This is a genomic window from Micrococcus porci, assembly GCF_020097155.1.
GTDB classification, from domain to species: Bacteria; Actinomycetota; Actinomycetes; order Actinomycetales; family Micrococcaceae; genus Micrococcus; species Micrococcus porci.
The window spans coordinates 1556081-1573821 of the sequence record NZ_CP083691.1 but is presented as its reverse complement, the minus strand read 5'-3'; the positions used below and the strand labels follow the sequence as shown (position 1 = coordinate 1573821).

Here is a 17741-nt window from a genome sequence, read left to right as displayed (position 1 = left end):
CGCGCCTCACCGGATCTCCGTGATCTCCGGGCCGCGCTCGGGGAGGGTCTCGGCGCCGGTCTCCGGCGCGTCGTCGGGCCGGCGGGCGTGGACGTCGGGCTCGCCGCCCGCATGCGGGCGCGGACGCCGCCGCACGGGCTGGGCGTCGGCCGGCGGGCGCAGCGGGAGCAGCTCGCGCGGGGGCAGCGGCGCGTCACCCCGGACCACGACGACGCCGGCGAAGACGTCCTCGAGGGCGCGGGCGGCGTCCGGGAGGTACGCGGCCTCGCCGTGGAACACGCCGCGCACGAACCAGCGGGGTCCGTCGACCCCCACGAAGCGGGCGACGTTCCAGCCCGGGGAGCCGTCGGGCAGGGTGGCGGGGATGCGCGTCAGCACCTCCGGGCCGAACCCGCCCGACTGCTCCTGCACCTGGGCCCCGGGGGTGCCCACCAGCGCCTCCTTGATCTCCGCGCGCAGGTCGTCCCAGACACCCGCGGCGCGGGGCGCGGAGAACGCCTGGATCTGCAGGGCGGAGCGCTCCAGGGTCACGGTGACCGCGACGATCCGCTGGGTGGCGTCCTCGACGTCCAGGCGGAGCTGCATGCCCTGGACGGCGGGAACGCGCAGCGCTCCGAGGTCGACGGAGGGCCGACCGGACGGGGCCGCCTCGACGTCGAAGGGGCCGCGGTCTCCCTCGGCGGCCGGGGCGGGGCGGGCCTCGACCAGCCGGTCACGCTCGTCCTTGAGCTGCTCGGGCACGGCCACCTGCTCGTGGCGCACGTTGCGGTTGCGTCCGAAGATCATGCCGTCCTCCCGGGGGCGTCGTCGTGGGCGGCCGGGGTGAACCCGCCCGTGGAGCCGAACCCGGCCTCGCCGCGCTCGGAGTCCGCGAGCCGGTCCACGGCCATGAAGCGGGCCTGCACCACGGGCTGCACCACCAGCTGGGCGATCCGATCGCCGCGGCGCAGCACGACGGGCTCGGTCGGATCGAGGTTGATGAGCGGGACCTTGATCTCGCCGCGGTAGCCGGCGTCGATGGTCCCGGGGGCGTTCACCACGCTCAGGCCGTGGCGCACGGCCAGCCCGGAGCGGGGGTGGACGAAGCCGGCGAACCCGGCGGGGATGGCCAGCGCGACGCCGGTGGGCACCAGGGCGCGCTCGCCGGGGGCCAGCGTGACGTCCTCCGCGGCGCGCAGGTCCGCCCCGGCGTCGTCGGGCCGGGCGTACTCCGGCGGCGGCAGCTGCGGGTCCAGGGCGCGCAGGGGGACGTCGATCTCGCGGGGTCCGTTCACGAGGCCCGACTCTACCGCCCGGACGGATGTGGGAAGCTGGAGGACATGCAGGACGCCTCCGCGACCCCCGACCACCACGCCCCCCGCACCGTCGCCGCGAGCGCCGACCCGGTGCAGTACGAGGAGCGGCTGAGCCCGTCCGTGGGCGTGTGGCTCGTGGCCCTGCTGCTCGCCGGACTGTGCATCTTCGTGCTCGCCCCGGTGGCCCTCTGGGCCGGCTTCCTGGCGGCCGCGGTGTTCTTCGTCGTCGAGGCCGTCGTCCTCCTGGCCTCCACGCCGCGGATCGTGGTGCGCGAGCGCACCCTCCAGGTGGGCCGCGCGCAGATCGAGCGCCGTCACCTCGGCGCCGTCACCGGGCACCGCGGCGAGGCCGCCCGGGCACAGCGCGGCCCCCTGCTGCACGGCCTGGCGTACGTGTGCGTGCGCGGCTGGATCTCGCCTGTGGTCCGCATCCAGATCGAGGACGAGCGGGACGCCACCCCCTACTGGCTCGCCAGCACCCGTCACCCGGAGGACCTGGTGGCCGCCCTCGGCGGGCGCATGGCCGGGGAGGGCTGAGCGCCGCTCCTCCCCGGACCGCCGCACACGACGACGCCCCCGACCCTCTCCTGGAGGGTCGGGGGCGTCGTCGTGGCGGTGGGTCAGCCCTCGCAGTCGGTGCAGTAGACGAGGCCGCCCTCCTCGCGCGCGGCCTGCGACCGGTGGCGCACCAGGAAGCAGGAGGCACAGGTGAACTCGTCCGACTGCGCGGGGAGCACGCGGACCATCAGCTCCTCGCCGGAGAGGTCGGCGCCGGGGAGCTCGAAGCCCTCCGCGGCCTCCGTCTCGTCCTCGTCCACCACGGCCGACTGGGTGTCGGTGCGCCGGGCCTTGAGCTCCTCGATGGAGTTCTGGCTCAGCTCTTCCTCGTTCTTGCGAGGTGCGTCGTAGTCGGTGGCCATGGGGATCTCACGCTCCGCTGGTGGTGGGACGGCACCGGGACCGGTGTCGGGGGGCGCCGTCGGCGGGCGCCGCGGAGATCGCGGAGGGCCCGTCCAGCGCCGTTGCGCGTAGATTGTGCACCATGAGGGGCGCGGAGCAAAATGCTCCGCTCCCGGCGGACTGGACCGCCCGGGCGCAGGTCCCGCCGCGGGGGCCTCCCCGGCCGTTAGGATCGGAGAAACCCTGCCCGGGCGGCGCCCCCGCCCCGGCTCGACGACACGGAAGGGACCGCCTCCATGGCCGAGCTCCGACTGACCGGCACCACCGAGGACGGGCACGCCCTCCGTCTGGCGGCCCCGGACGGGACCGAGCACACGCTCGAGCGCACCCCGTTCCTGCGCCGCCTCGCCCTCGACGACGTGGCCCGCCCGGACGCGGTCCCCGCCGCCGAGCCCGCGGACGGTGCCGCGCCCGCCTCCCCCGCCCAGGCCGACGAGCCGTCCGCGGAGGCCCCCGCCCCGGAGGTCCCGCGACCGGCGCCGTCCCCTGCCCAGGAGCCGGCGGCTCCCGTGACGGCGGTGGCCGAGCAGGCGGACGTGCGCGCGGCGGCCACCGCCGAGGCCCAGCCCCTGAGCCCCCGTGACATCCAGGCCCGCATCCGCGCGGGCGCATCCGTCGAGCAGGTCGCCCGCGAGTCCGGGAACGCGTTCTCCCGGGTCCGCACCTACGGGTACCCGGTGCTCGCCGAGCGCGGCTACATCGCCCAGCAGGCGCGCGCCGTCCAGGTGTGGGTCGGCGGCCCGGACCTCTACTCCGGCACCGTCGCCGACGGCGGTCCCACCACCCTGGGCGCGCTCGCCGAGCACCGAGTGCGCGAGCTCGGCACGGACCCGGCGAGCCTGGAGTGGGACGCCTGGCGTGAGAGCGGCGGCGTCGCATGGACCGTGGTCGCCCGGTTCCCCCTGCCCCCGCGGGGTCGGGCGCTGACGGCCGAGGAGCCGCCGGCCCGCTGGTCGTTCCGCCCGGCCGGTGGTCGGCTGGACCCGGAGAACGCCTGGGCGCGGATCCTCTCCGACGCCGAGGCGTGGGACGTGTTCACCGCAGAGGAGCCCCTGACACGGGAGGACGATGCTGCCGCGCCGCAGCAGGGCGGCGGTGAGGAGGCCTCGGGCGGCGACGCCCCCGCGGCCGTGACTCCGCTGGGGGCGAGCCCGTCCTCGGTCGGGGTCGACGCCGACCTGCTCGAGATCCTGCGGGCCCGGCGTGGCCGGCGGGTCGGTCAGGACGCGGAGTCCGACGACGCCCTCGCCCACCTGATCGCCCGCGGCGTGGCCGAGCGCGAGGCCCGCCAGGACGGCGCCGAGGCCGACCACACGGAGCAGGCCGAGACCGAGCCCGCCGCCCCCGGCCGGGCGGCCCGCCTGCTGCGTGGCCTGCCCTCGCTCCGGGAGGAGGTCGCGAAGGACGGCGCGGACGGCCGCCCGCCCGTCGAGGCCGACTCCCCCGCCGCCGAGGCGGCCCCGGCGGTCGACGCCGCCGGCCGCGAGGACGCCGTGACGCCGCAGGCCCCAGGGAAGACCGACGCCGGGAAGACCGTTGCCGGGCCTTCCGGTGCCGATCGGACCGAAACCGGGCAGGCCGGAACCATGCAGGCCGACGCCGAGCCGTCCGATGCGCCGGTGGCCGCCCCGCAGGAGGAGGAGCCGGCGCGCACCGCGCGTCGGGAGCGCCCCGCCATGCCGACGCCGCGGCCCCGGGCGCGCTCCGCCGCGCGGCGCGCCTCGGTGCCCAGCTGGGACGACATCGTCTTCGGCAAGAAGAGCGACTGACGCCGGAGCCCGTGCGCGGCCCGCGGCAGGGGCGCCTCAGCGCCGCCAGGTGAGCAGCGGCACCTCGCGCTCGGCGCGGGTCGGCGACCCGTGCTGCCCGACCATCGCGAACGCGCGGGGGCTCACGCGGCGCCCATCGTAGAGCGCGAGCTCCCCGTGGCACGCCACGAGCAGGTCGCCGATGCGCGGCAGGACGCGGTCCGCGACGCGCTCGCCGAACCACCCCGCGGCCACGGCCTCGTCACGGGTGAGGATCCAGGCCTGGTCCCCGTAGGCGTCCTCCCATGCCCGGCGGGTCCCCTCACGCTCCGCGGGGGTCGCCGTCGGGGCGAAGTGCAGCTGCACCAGGCGCGGTTCGCCCGCCGTGTGGGCCACCCCCGCGAGCAGCCCCGGCCTGACCGGCGCGCCGTCGTCGCCGAGGGCCGCGTAGTCCACGCGTCGGGACTCCGCGACGTCCACCATGCCGTGGTCGCCCGTGGCGAGCACCACGGTCCCCGCGGGGACGCGCGACACGAGGCGGCGGAGGGCGGCGTCCACCTCCTCCAGGGCGTGGAGCCAGGAGCGGGAGCCGACGCCGTCGCGGTGGCCGGCCTTGTCCAGCTCGTTGACGTAGAAGTAGACGAGCGTGGGCACGCAGGCGTCCGCCAGCACCCGCTCCGCGTGACCGGCCCGGGCGAGGAGGCCGCGCCCGCCGACGAACCGGCCGCCGCGCAGCCCTGCGCGGGTCAGCGCGGAGTGCTCGAACTCGGGCAGCGAGACGGTGACGGCATCGACGCCGGCCTCCACGGCCCGCTCGAACACCGTGGGGTGCGGCTGCCAGGCCAGCGGGTCCGTGGCCTCGTCCCAGCCGCCGAGCATGTTGACGACCACCCCCCGGTCCGGGTCGAGGACGTCGTAGCCGGCGACGCCGTGCTCCCCCACGTCGAGTCCGGTGCCCAGGCTCGTCAGCGAGGCCGCCGTGGTGGTCGGGGTGGCGGCCGTGAGCACCCGACCGCCGTCGGCCATGGCCGCCCGCAGGGTCGGGGCGTGGCCGCTGAAGCGCTTCAGGACGCCCCGGCCGAGCCCGTCCACGAGCGCGACGACGACGCGCCGCGTCACCGGCACTCCCAGCGCGTTCGCGCAGCCGGGCACGCCGAGGGCCGCCGCGGCGGAGGTCAGCACGGAGCGCAGCGCGCGCTCGGGCGGGACGGGCCCGGGGGGAAGCCCCGGGCCGGCAGGAGCGGCGGCGTCCGGGCCGGTCACGCGACCGCCGCCAGGTGCACGCGGCGGAGGGTCCGCGCGAAGGCCAGGGCGGCGTCCACCGCGCCCTGCCCCTCGGCGTCGGCGGCGACGCGGATCACGAGGTCCTCGCGCACGCTGGTGCCCGTGTAGCCGTGGTCGGCGTCGCATTGCGGGTCCGCGCAGCCCGCCGGCTGCAGGTCCAGGCGCTGGCCGCCCGCCCACTGCACTCCGAGGGTCACCTCGGCCACCGGATCGGTGGGGCGGTAGCGCTCCGGAGTCGCGTGGCCGGTGGTGATGAGCACCGACTCGATGGCGCGCAGGGGCACCATCTCCGTGGCCACCTGCGCCAGCACCGAGTGCCCGGCCGGGTCCGCGGCGTGGTCGTCGAGGTGCACGGCGAGCATGACGTCGTCTGCGACCACCAGGACGGTGATGTGCCGGTGGATCTCCTCGTAGTCGAAGTGCGTGTCCACGTGCACGAGGTGGGCGTGGACCGTGCGCCCCTCCAGCTCCAGGGCCACGGCGTGGGAGACCAGCTCCGGGTAGTACCCCGCCCGGGCCAGCGCCTGCTCGAGCGTGCCGGTGGCGTCGACGGTCTGCCGGGTGCGGCGGACCTCCCCGGCCGGGCGGCGGCCGTCCGAGGCGGAGTCGTCGTGGTTGTTCCAGCGCAGCGGGGTCATGCCCTCCATGCTAGGCGGCGCCGACGCGCGGCGGGGCGGCGGGCACAGCCGCCCCGCCGCTCCTGCACCGGTGACCCCCGTCAGCTGGCGCGCAGCGCGCGGCGGGCGGAGTCGGTACGGCCGGCGGCGTTGGCGACGTCCACCTCGGCGGAGAGCACCGTGGTGCCGGTCGGCGCGGCGAGGACCGGCGCGAAGCGCAGCCGGGCCACGGCGGGGAGGTCGTCCTTCAGGCAGCTCACGCGGGCGAGCAGGTCCTCCAGCGCGTCCAGGTCCACGGCGGGCACTCCCCCGACCCCGTCGAGCTTCACGGCCGCGCGGGGGGACCGGACCATGCGCCGGACGTCCTGGTCGGTCAGCGGGGGCACGCGGTGCACCCAGTCCCCCAGCAGGTCCGTGGCGTCGCCGGCCATGCCGAAGGAGACCACCGGGCCCAGGAGGGGGTCCTCCAGCGCGGTCACCATGCAGGGCTGGCCGGAGGGCGCCATGGACTGCACCTCGAGCTCCGTGACGCCGAACGGGGCCAGCACCGCCCTCATCTGGCGCACGTTCTGGCGCAGGGACTCGGCGTCCTCCAGGTTCAGGCGCACGCCGCCGAGGTCGAGCCGGTGGCGGAGGTACGGGTCGACGGCCTTGACGGCCACGGGGAAGCCCAGCTCCTCCGCGGCCGCGACGGCCTCGTCGGGCGTGGTGAACCGCCGCGAGCGCAGCACCCCGATGCCGTAGATCCGCAGCAGCTCCTCGGTCTCCGCCCCGGTGAGGCGGATCAGCTCGGTGCCCAGGGCGCGCTCGAGGGCGCGGTCGACGAGCGCCTCCGCGGCGCGGACGTCCACGTCGGTCAGCTCGATGGGCTCGCCGGCGTCCTCGCGGCGCCAGGCGACGTAGTCGCAGAGCCGGCCGAGCACGGTCATGGCCTTGCGCGGCGAGGGGTACAGCGGGAGTCCCGGCTGGAGTGCGCCGGGCTCGGCGTCGGCGGCAGGGGCGGCGGCCCCTCCGACGCGCGCGCCCCCGTAGCGCGCGGAGACGACGTCCGTGAGACACCCGAGCACGGGCACGGTCGCGCCCTCGGCCACCCGGGCGAGCGCCTGGGCGACCTCGTGCGCCGCGTCCTCATCCTGGTGCAGGCCCAGGCGCGTGACCACCACCACGGCGTCCGTGTCACCGGCCGCGAGCGCGGCCTCCACGGAGGCCACCACGTCGTCGGCGGTCGGGGCGATGCCCTGTTCGCTGCCGCCCAGGCCGTGGGTGGCCACGACCTCGAGCCCGGCGACGGCGGCGGCGTCGCGGCCCAGGCGGTCCAGTGCGAGGGAGTCGGCCACCAGCGTGACGCGCCGACCGGTGGGCAGCGGCTGGGTGGCCACGGCCATGAGCAGGTCGAGCATGTCCTCGTGGGTGGCGGCCTCGAGCACGCCGGTCTGCTCGAGCATGGAGTCCACGGCCCCCTCGGGCGCCTGGGTGGTGCGCGTCTCGTGGCCGGGCGGGAGGGCACGGCCGGTGACGTCGGAGCGCACGACCACGACGGGCTTGGTGCGGGACAGGCGCCGGGCGATGCGGGAGAACTTGCGGGGGTTGCCGAAGGACTCGAGGTACACGCCCACCGCCGCCGTGTGGGGGTCGTCCTCGAAGAACTGCATCGCGTCGTTGCCCGAGACGTCGGCCCGGTTGCCCGCGGACAGGGAGGTGGACATGCCGACGCCGCGGCGCTTCATGCCGGCGGTGATCATGGCGCCCACGGCGCCGGACTGGCTGAACACCCCCACGGGGCCGCGCGAGGCGAGGCCCGGAGACGGGGAGGCGTTGAGCCGGACGTCGGGCGCGGTGCGGACCAGGCCCGCCGAGGCGGGGCCGATCACGCGCATGCCGCGGGCGCGGGCGCGGGCCACGAGGCGGCGCTGAGCGCGCAGGCCGTCCTCGCCGGCGTCGGCGTACCCGGAGGTCAGCACGAGCAGGCCCTGGGCGCCGGCCTCGGCGGCCTCGGCGACGACGGCGTCGACCTCGGCCACGGGCACGGCCACGACGACGAGGTCCACGGGCTCGCCGATGTCCTTGAGCGAGGCGTGGGCCGTGAGCCCCTGGACGTCCTCGGCGGCGCGGTTCACGGCGTGCACGCGGCCGGTGAAGCCGGCCTCGAGGATGTGGCGCAGCACGATGGAGCCGACGGCGTGGGGGTCGCGCGAGGCGCCCACGACGGCGACGGACTCCGGCTCCACGAGCTCGGCGACGGAGCGGGCCTCGGCGCGGTGCTCGCGGGACTCCACGACGGCGCGCCAGCGGGCGGTCGGGTCGATGGGGAACTCGACGGCGACCACGCCGTCCTCGAAGTGGCGGGCCACCTCGAAGCCGGAGTCCTGGAACACGGAGAGCATCTTGCGGTTCTCCGGCAGGACCTCGGCGGTGAAGCGGCGGATGCCCTGCTCGCGCGCCGCGACGGCCAGGTGCTCCATGAGGATGGAGCCCAGCCCCTGGCCCTGGGCGGCGTCGGAGATGTTGAAGGCGACCTCGGCGGCGTCGGAGTCCCCGTATCGGTCGTAGCGGCCGACGCCGAGGATGCGCCCGCCGCGCTCGATCACGAGGGCGACGCGGTCCCGGTGGTCCACGTGCGTGAAGCGCTCGAGCTCCTTGGCGGACAGCTCGGACTTGAACGTGAAGTAGCGCAGGTAGATGGAGGACTCGGACTGGCCGGCGTGCAGGGCGCGCAGGCCGTCGACGTCGTCCTCGCGGATGGGGCGCAGGCGCGCGGTGGCGCCGTCGCGGAGGACGACGTCGGCCTCCCACTGGCTCGGATACGCGGTCTCGGTGTCGGGCTCAGCCATAGGATTCAGCGTAGACACAAACCGACCCCGTGAGGATCCCCCGCACACCATGACCACCCGATCGAGCCGCTCCCGCACCGCCGAGGCCGACGCCCCGGCCCCCCTCCCCGTGGAGCAGGAGAACATCGTCGACGTCGACGTCTCCCAGGAGATGGAGGCCTCGTTCCTGGAGTACGCCTACTCCGTGATCTACTCGCGCGCCCTGCCGGACGCGCGGGACGGGCTCAAGCCGGTGCAGCGGCGCATCCTGTTCATGATGTCCCAGATGGGCCTGCGCCCGGACCGCGGGCACGTGAAGTCCGCCCGCGTGGTCGGCGAGGTCATGGGCAAGCTGCATCCCCACGGGGACGCGGCGATCTACGACGCCATGGTGCGTCTGGCGCAGCCGTTCTCGCTGCGCCTGCCGGTGGTGGACGGCCACGGCAACTTCGGCTCCCTCGACGACGGTCCCGCGGCGCCGCGCTACACCGAGGCCCGCATGGCCCCGGCGGCCCTCGCCCTGACGGCGGACCTGGACGAGGACACGGTCGACTTCGTCCCCAACTACGACAACCAGTTCCAGCAGCCGGCCGTGCTGCCGGCCGCCTACCCCAACCTGCTGGTCAACGGCGCGGCGGGCATCGCCGTCGGCATGGCCACGAACATGGCGCCGCACAACCTGCGCGAGGTGGTCGCGGCGGCACGGCACCTGCTGGCGCATCCGGACGCGGACCTCGAGGCGCTCATGGCCCACGTGCCCGGGCCCGACCTGCCCTCGGGCGGACGGATCGTGGGGCTGGACGGGATCCGGGACGCCTACGCCACCGGCCGCGGCACCTTCCGCATGCGGGCCACGGCGAGCATCGAGCAGGTCTCGAGCCGGCGCACGGGGATCGTGGTCACCGAGCTGCCGTACGCGGTGGGCCCGGAGAAGGTGATCGAGAAGATCAAGGACGGCGTCCGCGGCGGCCGCCTGCAGGGCATCTCCGACGTCGTGGACCTCACGGACCGCAAGCACGGGCTGCGCCTGGTGGTGGAGCTCAAGTCCGGCTTCAACGCTCAGGCCGTCCTCGCGGCGCTGTACAGGCACACGCCCATGGAGGAGTCCTTCGGCATCAACAACGTGGCCCTCGTGGACGGCCGGCCCCGCACCCTGGGGCTGCGCGAGCTGCTGCAGGTGTACGTGGACCACCGCATGGACGTGGTCCGCCGGCGCACCGTGCACCGGCTGGGTGAGCGCCGGGACCGCCTGCACCTGGTGGAGGGCCTGCTGCTGGCCCTCGTGGACATCGACGAGGTCATCGAGATCATCCGCTCCTCGGACGACACCGCCGCGGCCCGCACCCGCCTCATGCAGGTCTTCGACCTCTCCCAGGTCCAGGCCGAGCACATCCTCGAGCTGCGCCTGCGCCAGCTCACGAAGTTCTCGCGCATCGAGCTCGAGGCCGAGCGCGACGAGCTCGCGGCCGCGATCGCTGAGCTCGAGGCGATCCTCGCCTCCGACGCCCGGCTGCGCGAGGTGGTCTCCGCCGAGCTGCAGGCCGTGGCCGACGAGTTCGGCGACGACCGCCGCACCGAGCTGGTGACCGCGGACGCGGCCGCCTCCGTGGTCTCCGCCCCCGGCGAGCCGGCCCTGCCCGCGGGGACCGGCCCGTCGGACGGCGGCGAGCTGATGATCCCGGACACGGCCTGCTGGGCCCTGCTCACCACCACCGGGCGGCTGCTGCGCACCGTGGACCGCACCCCCCTGGCCCCGCAGGGCCGGCGGCGCAAGCACGACGCGTTCGTCTCCGTGGTGCCGACGACGGCGCGCGGCGAGGTCGGCGCACTGACGAGCACCGGCCGCGTGCTGCGCCTGCAGGCCGTCGAGCTGCCCGCGGCGGAGGAGTCCTCCCCCGCGCCCGCGTTGACGGCGGCCCGCCCCGCGAAGGACCTCGTGCCGCTGGCCAAGGGCGAGTCGCTCGTGGCCCTCGTGCCCCTCGATGCAGTGCTCGCCCTCGGCACCGCGCACGGGGTGGTCAAGCGGGTGCGCCCCGAATGGCCGCTGAACCGGGACGAGCTCACCGCCATCGCGCTCAAGGACGGGGACTCCGTGGTGGGTGCCGCTCCGGCCCCGGACGACGGCGACCACCTCGTGTTCGTCACGCGTGCCGGCCAGCTGCTGCACTTCGCGGCCTCCCAGGTGCGCCCCCAGGGCCCGGCCGGCGGGGGCGTCGCCGGCCTGCGCGTGGGGGCGGAGGACGCCGTGATCGCGTTCGGCGTCGCCCCGGCCGCCTCGATGACCGCGGAGGGCGAGGATCCGGCCGCCCACCCGCGGCCCGCCGTCGTGGTGACGGTGACGGACGGGGACGCGGACCTGCTCGGCTCGGCCGGCGGGTCCGTCAAGGTCACCCCCCTGGGCGAGTACCCGGTGAAGGGCCGCGGCACCGGCGGCGTGCGCGCGCACCGACTGCTCAAGGGCGAGACCCACCTGACGCTCGCGTGGGTCGGCGCCTCCCCGGCCCTGGCCGCCTCGAAGGCCGGCGTGGCCCGCGCCCTGCCGGTCGAGTACGGCCGCCGCGACGGCTCGGGCGTGCCCGTGGACCAGCGCGTCGAGGCCGTGGGCGCCGGGGCGTCCCCCGAGCTCGTCGCGGCCGCCCCCGTGGACGACTCCGGCGTGGAGGTCTCGGCGGACTGACGCCGGCGCCCCGGCCGGGCGGGCCGGGGTCAGGGGTGACCGGCCGCGTCTCCTCCGAGCCGGACCCGGACGTCCGCCGCGGCGGCCACCCGCGGATCGTGGGTGGCCACCACCGCGATCCGCCCGGCCAGCGCGCGGCGCAGGTCCGCCATGAGCGCGAGGGCCTCGTCCTGGCCCACGTGGGCCGTGGGCTCGTCCAGCAGCACGACGTCGGCGCGGGCCACGAGGGCGCGGGCGACGGCCAGGCGCTGTCGCTCGCCGCCGGAGAGGCGGTCCCCGCCGGGGCCGACGGGGGTGTCCAGCCCGTCCGGGGCGGCGTCGAGCCAGCGGCCCAGGCCGACGAGGCGCAGCGTGTCCGCGAGTTCGGCATCGGTGGGGGCGTCGTCGGCGTCCCGGGCCAGGGCCAGGTTGCCGCGCACGGTGGAGTCGAAGACGAGCGCGTCCTGCGGGGTCCAGGCGACCCGCGCCAGGGCGGCCGGGTCCGCCGGGGCCTCGCGGCTCACGCCGTCCCGCTCGACGGTGAGCAGGTGCCGGCCGGCGGTCGGCGTCAGGAACCCGAGCAGGACGGCCAGCAGAGTGGACTTGCCCGCCCCCGAGGGGCCGGTGACGGCGGCGGTCTGCCCGGATTCCAGCGCGACGTCGAGGCCGGACCACAGCACGCGCGTCGAGCCCGGATAGGCGTAGGCGGCGTCCTCCAGGCGCACGCCCGTGATCCGCCCGGCCGGTGCGGACGACCCCGCGGCCGACGCTGCCGCCTCGTCCGGGGCGGCGGACGTCGCGCCGGATGCGGCCTCGTCCTCCACGCCGAGCAGACCCGCGGCCTGCCGCGCCTGGTCCACGAGGGTCCCGGTCTGCTGCGCCGCCTGGGCGAGGGCGCCGAGGGGCTCGGCCCAGGACAGGGCGAGGAACACGACGAAGGCGGCGACCGGCGTCGACGTGCCGGTCTGCGTGGCCGTCAGGGCGGCGGCCAGGGCCGCCCCGCCGGAGGCGAGGACCGCGAGGGCCCGGCCGAGGCCGGCCACCCAGGCGGCCCGCCGTTGCGGCCTCTGCAGGTCTTCGTCCCACGCGGTCAGGGCGGCCGCGGCCTCACGCGTCCGGCCGAGTCCGTGCAGGTCCGGGGCCGCGCCGAGCACGGCGGAGACGCGGTCCAGCAGGGCCGCGCGCCGCCGCGCCGTGAGCAGGGTGTCGCGGCGGTCCAGCGCGGCCACGACCACGGGGATGACCAGCAGCCCCACGGCCCCCGGGACGAGCGCCGTGACGGCGAGCTCGGGGGCCAGCCCGCCGATCAACAGGGCGGTGACGGCCCACGCCAGCACCGCGGCCGGGACGGGCACCAGCACGCGGGGCGCGGCGTCGCGCAGGGCGTCCACGTCGGACAGGAGCACCGAGAGCGCGCCGTCGGCCCGGGAGAGCCGGCTCCACAGGGCCGGGCGACGGCCCATGGCGTCCCAGAGCCGCAGGCGCAGCTCGGAGGCCCAGCGCAGCACGGCGTCGTGCGTGGCCAGGCGGTCGGCGTAGCGGAACACGGCGCGGAACAGGCCGAACCCGCGCACCAGGACGATCACGGAGAGCAGATAGAGGATCGGCGGCCGGCCCGCCGCGGTGACGATGAGCCAGCCGGACAGTCCCGCGAGCAGGGCGGCCGCCAGGTGAGTCAGGGTCGCCCATCCGACGCCGGCCCACAGCCGGGGCGCCCCCCAGGGCAGCACGGCGAGGACGGCGCGCAGGCTCGGCCGACCCTCGGAACCCTCCCCCCGCGGCGCGTCGGGAGCGTCCCCGGGCCCGGCATCGTCCGGCGCCCCGGCCGCGAGCGGCGGCCCGGCGGCGTCCGGGTCGGCGTACGGGGCGGCGTCCGCGCCCGGCGCGAGGGGACGGCCCTCCACGTCCACGAGGGCGTCCGCAGCCCGCTGCAGGACCGGGTCGTGCGAGGCGGCCAGGACGGCGGCCGGCGGCGTGGGCAGGCCCGGCACGGCACCCCGGGCGAGCGCGCCCACGGTGGCCCGGACCACGGCGGCCGAGGCGTCGTCCAGGTGGGCCGTGGGCTCGTCGAGGAGCACAAGCCACGGCCGCGTCTCCACGGCCGTTCGGTCGGCGGCGAGGCGGGACATCGCCCGCGCGAGGGCCACGCGCCGCTGTTCCCCCGGACTGAGCTCGTGCGGGGCCCGCGCACCGAAGTCCGCCAGCGCCGCGGCCCGCAGCACCTCACGCCGGACCGGGGCCGCGAGCGCTCCCCCGGCGGCCGCGTCGAGCTCGGCGTCCACGGTGGCCTCGAGGAAGCGGGGATGCTGTCCCACCCAGAGGGTGCGGTCCGAGTCCACCCCGGCCACGGTCCCCGAGACGGCGACGTCGGGCGTCCGGAGCACGCCGGCGAGCAGGTGCAGGAGGGTCGACTTGCCCGCGCCCGAGGCCGAGCCGAGCACCGTCAGCCCGCCGGGGCGCAGGGTCAGGTCCGCCCCGCGCACCACGGGGCGCGGACCGCGGGAGACGGACACGTCGCGCAGGAGGACGGTCCCCGCGGCGGGGGTCCGGTCGTCCATCCCGTCGTCCATCCCGCCGTCCGTCCCGTGGTCCTGGCCGGTCTCGGGGCCGGGCCAAGCCAAGGAGGCGAGGGCCGGCGTCGGGACGGGCTCGGCCACGGCGGCCGCCGCGCGCTCCGCGGCGGCCCGGCCGTCCTCGGAGGAGTGGTATGCGGAACCGACCTCGCGCAGGGGCAGGTAGACCTCGGCGGCGAGCACGAGCACCACGAGCCCGGAGTACAGGTCCATCTGCCCGTAGACCAGCCGCACGCCGATGAACACGGCCATGATCGCCACGGACAGGGACGCGATCAGCTCGAGCGCGAGGCCGGAGACGAACGCCGTGCGCAGGGTGCCCAGGGTGGCCGCGTGGTACCGCTCGGAGGCCTTCTCGAGGGCGCGTCGCTGGACGCCGGCCCGGCGCAGCCCGACCAGGACGGGCAGGCCGCGGGCCAGCTCGAGCAGCTGGCCCGAGATGCGGTCGAGGCCGTCCTGGGCGGCGGCGATGCGCTCCTGGGTGTGCCGACCGATCAGCACCATGAAGAACGGGATCAGCGGCACCGTGAGCAGCACGACGGCCGCGGACACCCCGTCCCGGGTCAGGATCCACACGCCGAGCATCGGGGGGACCACGGCGGCGGAGGCCAGGGCGGGCAGCACCTCGGTGTAGTAGTCGTCCAGGCCGGCCAGCCCGTGCGTGACGAGCACGGCGTCCGCGCCCGAGCGGGGCCGGGTGCCGTCCGTGGCGGCGAGCCGATGCGCCACCAGCTCGCGCCGGATGCCGACCTGGGCGCCGAGGGCGGCGCGGCGGCCCGCCACGTGCTGGCCCTGGTCCGCCAGGGCGCGCAGCACCACGCCCGCGGCCCCCAGCACGACGACGCCGGCGACGTCCGCCACGGGCCCCACCGGGCCGACCGGGGCTGGGGGCATGAAGAGCAGCTGGAACAGCTGCGCGGACGCCTCCGGGTCCAGGGTCATGGCCAGCGAGGTCAGCAGCCGGGCCAGCGACTCCGCCAGCAGGATCCAGCCGAGCGCGCGCACGCCGGCCAGCAGCGCCATGACGCCGACGGCCCGGCGGGCGCGGCGGTCCAGGCCCGGGCCCGGGCCGCGTCCCGCGCGGACCCGGCCGCGGCGCCGGGGTGGGCGGTCGGTCACACGGGCTCCACGATGTGGGACTCGGGGATGTGCGTCTCCTTCACGCGGTGGCGGAACACCCAGTAGGACCACGCCGAGTACGCCAGCACGATCGGGACGAACACGAGGCTGACCACCGCCATCACGCCGAGCGTGTAGGAGCCGGAGGAGGAGACCTGGGCCGTGAGGTCGTACGCCCGGTCCACGGCGGACGGCGTCAGGACCGGGAACTGGGCCACCATGACGGCGCTCCAGGTGGCGGCGGCGAACCCGGTCAGCCCGGCCAGGGCCACGCCCTCGCGCCCGGCGCGGGCGGCGAGCACGGAGACGAGCACGGCCGCCAGCGCCAGGAGCAGGAGGATCCACGCCCCCGGGCGGTCGCCGCGGACCAGGACCGCGAGCGCCCACACGAGCATCGGCAGCACGGCCACCGGCGTCCAGGTGCGCAGGAAGCGCGCCGCGGCGACGCGCGGGGCGCCGTCGGTCTTCAGGCCGATGAAGGCCCAGGCCTGGGCGATCGAGAAGCCGACCACCGCGAGGCCGCCGAGCACGGCCCAGCCGTTCAGCCACGCGGAGGGGCCGCCGACCCGGTCGCCGTGGGCGTCCAGGGGCAGGCCGGTGGTGGTCAGGGCGAGCATCGCGCCCACGATGAACGCCGCCAGGAAGGAGCCGACGGCCAGGCACCAGGTCCAGATGCCGCGGACGCGGTCGGTCTGCGCCTTGCCGCGGTACTCGATCGAGACCGCCCGCAGGATCAGGGCGAACAGCAGCAGGAGCATGGGGATGTACAGCGTGGACAGCAGGGCGGCGTACCAGAACGGGAACGCGGCGAACATCGCACCGATCGCGGTGATCAGCCACACCTCGTTGCCCTCCCACACGGGGCCGATGATGTTCAGCAGCACGCGGCGTCGGCGCTCGTCGCGCGCCCACGCCTGCATGAGCATGCCCACGCCGAGGTCGAAGCCCTCGAGGGCGAGGTAGCCGAGCCAGAGCACGGCGATGATGACGAACCAGTAGACGGGCAGGGCCTCGGTCATGGGAGCGGTCCTCTCTCTCCGTGTCGGGGGTCAGTAGGCGAACGCGAGCACGTCGTCGCGGTCGTGGCGGTCGTCGTCGGGGTCGCGGTGCTCGTCCGCCGTCAGCTCCGGCATGCCGGCGGGGACGCCGCCGCGCACGTAGCGGGCCAGCAGGGCGACCTCCACCACGAGCAGGACGGCGTAGAGGACGACGAACACGATCAGGGACGTGAGCACCTCCTCGCCGGAGACGCCCGGGGACACGGCGGCGGCGGTGAACATGTAGACCTCATCGACGCCCATGGCCGGGTTGGGGTAGACGACGAACGGCTGGCGGCCCATCTCGGTGAAGACCCAGCCGGCGACGTTCGCCGCGAAGGACGCGCCGATCGAGGCGACGGCGGTGATCATCCAGGGCTTCGAGTCCGGCACCGTGCCCTTGCGGGTCATCCACAGGGTCAGCGCACCGGCCAGGGCGGCGAGGCCGCCGAAGGTGATCATCAGCCGGAAGCCCCAATAGGTCACCTCCATGAGCGGCAGATAGGAGATCTCCTGGCCGGCACGCTCGCCGTACATCGGGTCGTCCGGCAGCTGCGTGCCGTAGCGCGCCTCGAACTGCGGCAGGAGGGTGGTGATGCCCGGCACCGGCGTCGTGAAGTCGCTGTAGGCGAGGAAGGAGAGCAGGCCGGGGATCTCGATCACGCCCGTGACGTCGTCGCACGTCGTGGCGCCGGGGGTGTTCACGTCGCCGAGGGTGAGCACGGAGAACGCGGTGCCGTCGTGGCAGGCGGCCTCGGCGGACGCCATCTTGGTGGGCTGGTAGTGGATCATCTGCTGGGCCTGGGCGTGGCCGGTGAACGCGGTGCCCAGGAAGCCGACGATCACGACGGCCGCGCCGGCGCGCAGCGAGGTGATCCACACGCGGTGGTCCAGCGCGTCGCGCGCCTTCGAGCCGGTCGTCCCGACGACGACGCGCCCCTCGGCGTCGACGGTGTCGATCCCGTCGCGGCGGCGCTTCCAGAGGTGGTACCAGCTGATGCCGAGCAGGAACCCGCCGGCCACGGCCCACGAGCCCGCGATGGTGTGCGGGAAGTGGGTGAGCACGATCGGGTTGGTCAGCACGGCGACGATGTCGTTCAGGACGGGGCGCCCGTCCACCACCTCGTAGCCCACCGGGTGCTGCATGAACGCGTTGGCGGCCATGATGAAGTAGGCGGAGAGGTGGGCGCCGATCACGGCGCACCAGATCGCGGCGAGGTGGAGCCTGCGGGGCAGCCGGTCCCAGCCGAAGATCCACATGCCCAGGAACACGGACTCGAGGAAGAACGCGATCAGGGCCTCGAGGGCGAGCGGGGCGCCGAAGACGTCGCCCACGAACCGCGAGTACTCGGACCAGGCCATGCCGAACTGGAACTCCTGCACCAGGCCGGTGGCCACGCCCATGATGAAGTTGATGAGGAAGAGCTTGCCCCAGAACTTGGTCATCCGGAGGTAGTGCTCGCGTCCGGTGCGGACCCAGAGGGTCTGCAGGACGGCGACGACGAGGCCGAGGCCGATGGTCAGCGGGACCATGAGGAAGTGGTAGACGGTGGTGATGCCGAACTGCCACCGCGCGAGTTCGAGGGGATCCACGGTGAGGTGCTCCTGGGACGGCGGACGGCCGGGGATGCGGCCGGGGGAT

The 17741-nt window shown here is 76.0% G+C and carries 12 protein-coding genes; 3 read left to right on the top strand and 9 right to left on the bottom strand.

Annotated elements, in window-relative coordinates:
* Nucleotides 1-6 precede the first annotated feature (6 nt).
* Together KW076_RS07475 and dut are read right to left on the bottom strand one after the other, a co-directional pair.
* A complete protein-coding gene (locus tag KW076_RS07475) occupies nt 7-786 on the bottom strand; it encodes a DUF3710 domain-containing protein (protein WP_224354723.1) in 780 nt (259 codons plus the stop codon).
* Nucleotides 783-1274 (bottom strand): dUTP diphosphatase, encoded by a 492-nt coding sequence (gene dut, locus KW076_RS07470; RefSeq protein ID WP_224354722.1) that lies wholly within the window; start codon nt 1272-1274, stop codon nt 783-785. The genes KW076_RS07475 and dut overlap by 4 nt, the downstream gene beginning before the upstream one ends.
* A 45-nt stretch (nt 1275-1319) precedes the next feature.
* On the opposite strand from dut, the gene KW076_RS07465 reads away from it, so the two are divergent.
* Complete coding sequence (locus KW076_RS07465) at nt 1320-1832, top strand: DUF3093 domain-containing protein (RefSeq protein WP_224354721.1); 513 nt, start codon at nt 1320-1322, stop codon at nt 1830-1832.
* 83 nt (nt 1833-1915) lie between these two features.
* Here the strand turns inward: KW076_RS07465 and KW076_RS07460 are convergent, their stop codons facing one another.
* Nucleotides 1916-2215 carry a DUF4193 domain-containing protein gene (locus KW076_RS07460; protein ID WP_224354720.1) on the bottom strand — a complete coding sequence of 100 codons (300 nt, stop codon included), beginning with the start codon at nt 2213-2215 and terminating at the stop codon, nt 1916-1918.
* A 276-nt stretch (nt 2216-2491) separates the two neighbouring features.
* Here KW076_RS07460 and sepH point away from each other — a divergent pair, with 276 nt between their 5' ends.
* Complete coding sequence (gene sepH, locus KW076_RS07455) at nt 2492-4024, top strand: septation protein SepH (RefSeq protein ID WP_224354719.1); 1533 nt, start codon at nt 2492-2494, stop codon at nt 4022-4024.
* A 36-nt stretch (nt 4025-4060) separates the two neighbouring features.
* Here the strand turns inward: sepH and KW076_RS07450 are convergent, their stop codons facing one another.
* The 3 genes from KW076_RS07450 to KW076_RS07440 form a co-directional block, all read right to left on the bottom strand.
* A complete protein-coding gene (locus KW076_RS07450; RefSeq protein ID WP_224354718.1) occupies nt 4061-5185 on the bottom strand; it encodes an alkaline phosphatase family protein in 1125 nt (374 codons plus the stop codon).
* 77 nt (nt 5186-5262) lie between these two features.
* On the bottom strand, nt 5263-5925 hold the full coding sequence (locus tag KW076_RS07445) for a DUF5998 family protein (protein ID WP_224354717.1): 663 nt from the start codon (nt 5923-5925) through the stop codon (nt 5263-5265).
* 80 nt (nt 5926-6005) lie between these two features.
* Nucleotides 6006-8735: a bifunctional acetate--CoA ligase family protein/GNAT family N-acetyltransferase gene (locus tag KW076_RS07440; RefSeq protein WP_224354716.1), complete on the bottom strand. Its 2730-nt coding sequence runs from the start codon at nt 8733-8735 to the stop codon at nt 6006-6008.
* Between the two features lie 49 nt (nt 8736-8784).
* Here KW076_RS07440 and KW076_RS07435 point away from each other — a divergent pair, with 49 nt between their 5' ends.
* Nucleotides 8785-11391: a DNA gyrase/topoisomerase IV subunit A gene (locus tag KW076_RS07435; protein WP_224354715.1), complete on the top strand. Its 2607-nt coding sequence runs from the start codon at nt 8785-8787 to the stop codon at nt 11389-11391.
* Nucleotides 11392-11420: 29 nt separating this feature from the next.
* On the opposite strand, the gene cydC is transcribed toward KW076_RS07435, so the two are convergent.
* The 3 genes from cydC to KW076_RS07420 are packed head-to-tail and all read right to left on the bottom strand — an operon-like array spanning nt 11421 to nt 17692.
* On the bottom strand, nt 11421-15062 hold the full coding sequence (cydC, locus tag KW076_RS07430; RefSeq protein ID WP_224354714.1) for a thiol reductant ABC exporter subunit CydC: 3642 nt from the start codon (nt 15060-15062) through the stop codon (nt 11421-11423).
* A complete protein-coding gene (cydB, locus tag KW076_RS07425) occupies nt 15059-16081 on the bottom strand; it encodes a cytochrome d ubiquinol oxidase subunit II (protein WP_224354713.1) in 1023 nt (340 codons plus the stop codon). The genes cydC and cydB overlap by 4 nt, the downstream gene beginning before the upstream one ends.
* 30 nt (nt 16082-16111) lie before the next feature.
* Nucleotides 16112-17692 (bottom strand): cytochrome ubiquinol oxidase subunit I, encoded by a 1581-nt coding sequence (locus tag KW076_RS07420; RefSeq protein ID WP_224354712.1) that lies wholly within the window; start codon nt 17690-17692, stop codon nt 16112-16114.
* Between the last annotated feature and the right edge of the window lie 49 nt (nt 17693-17741).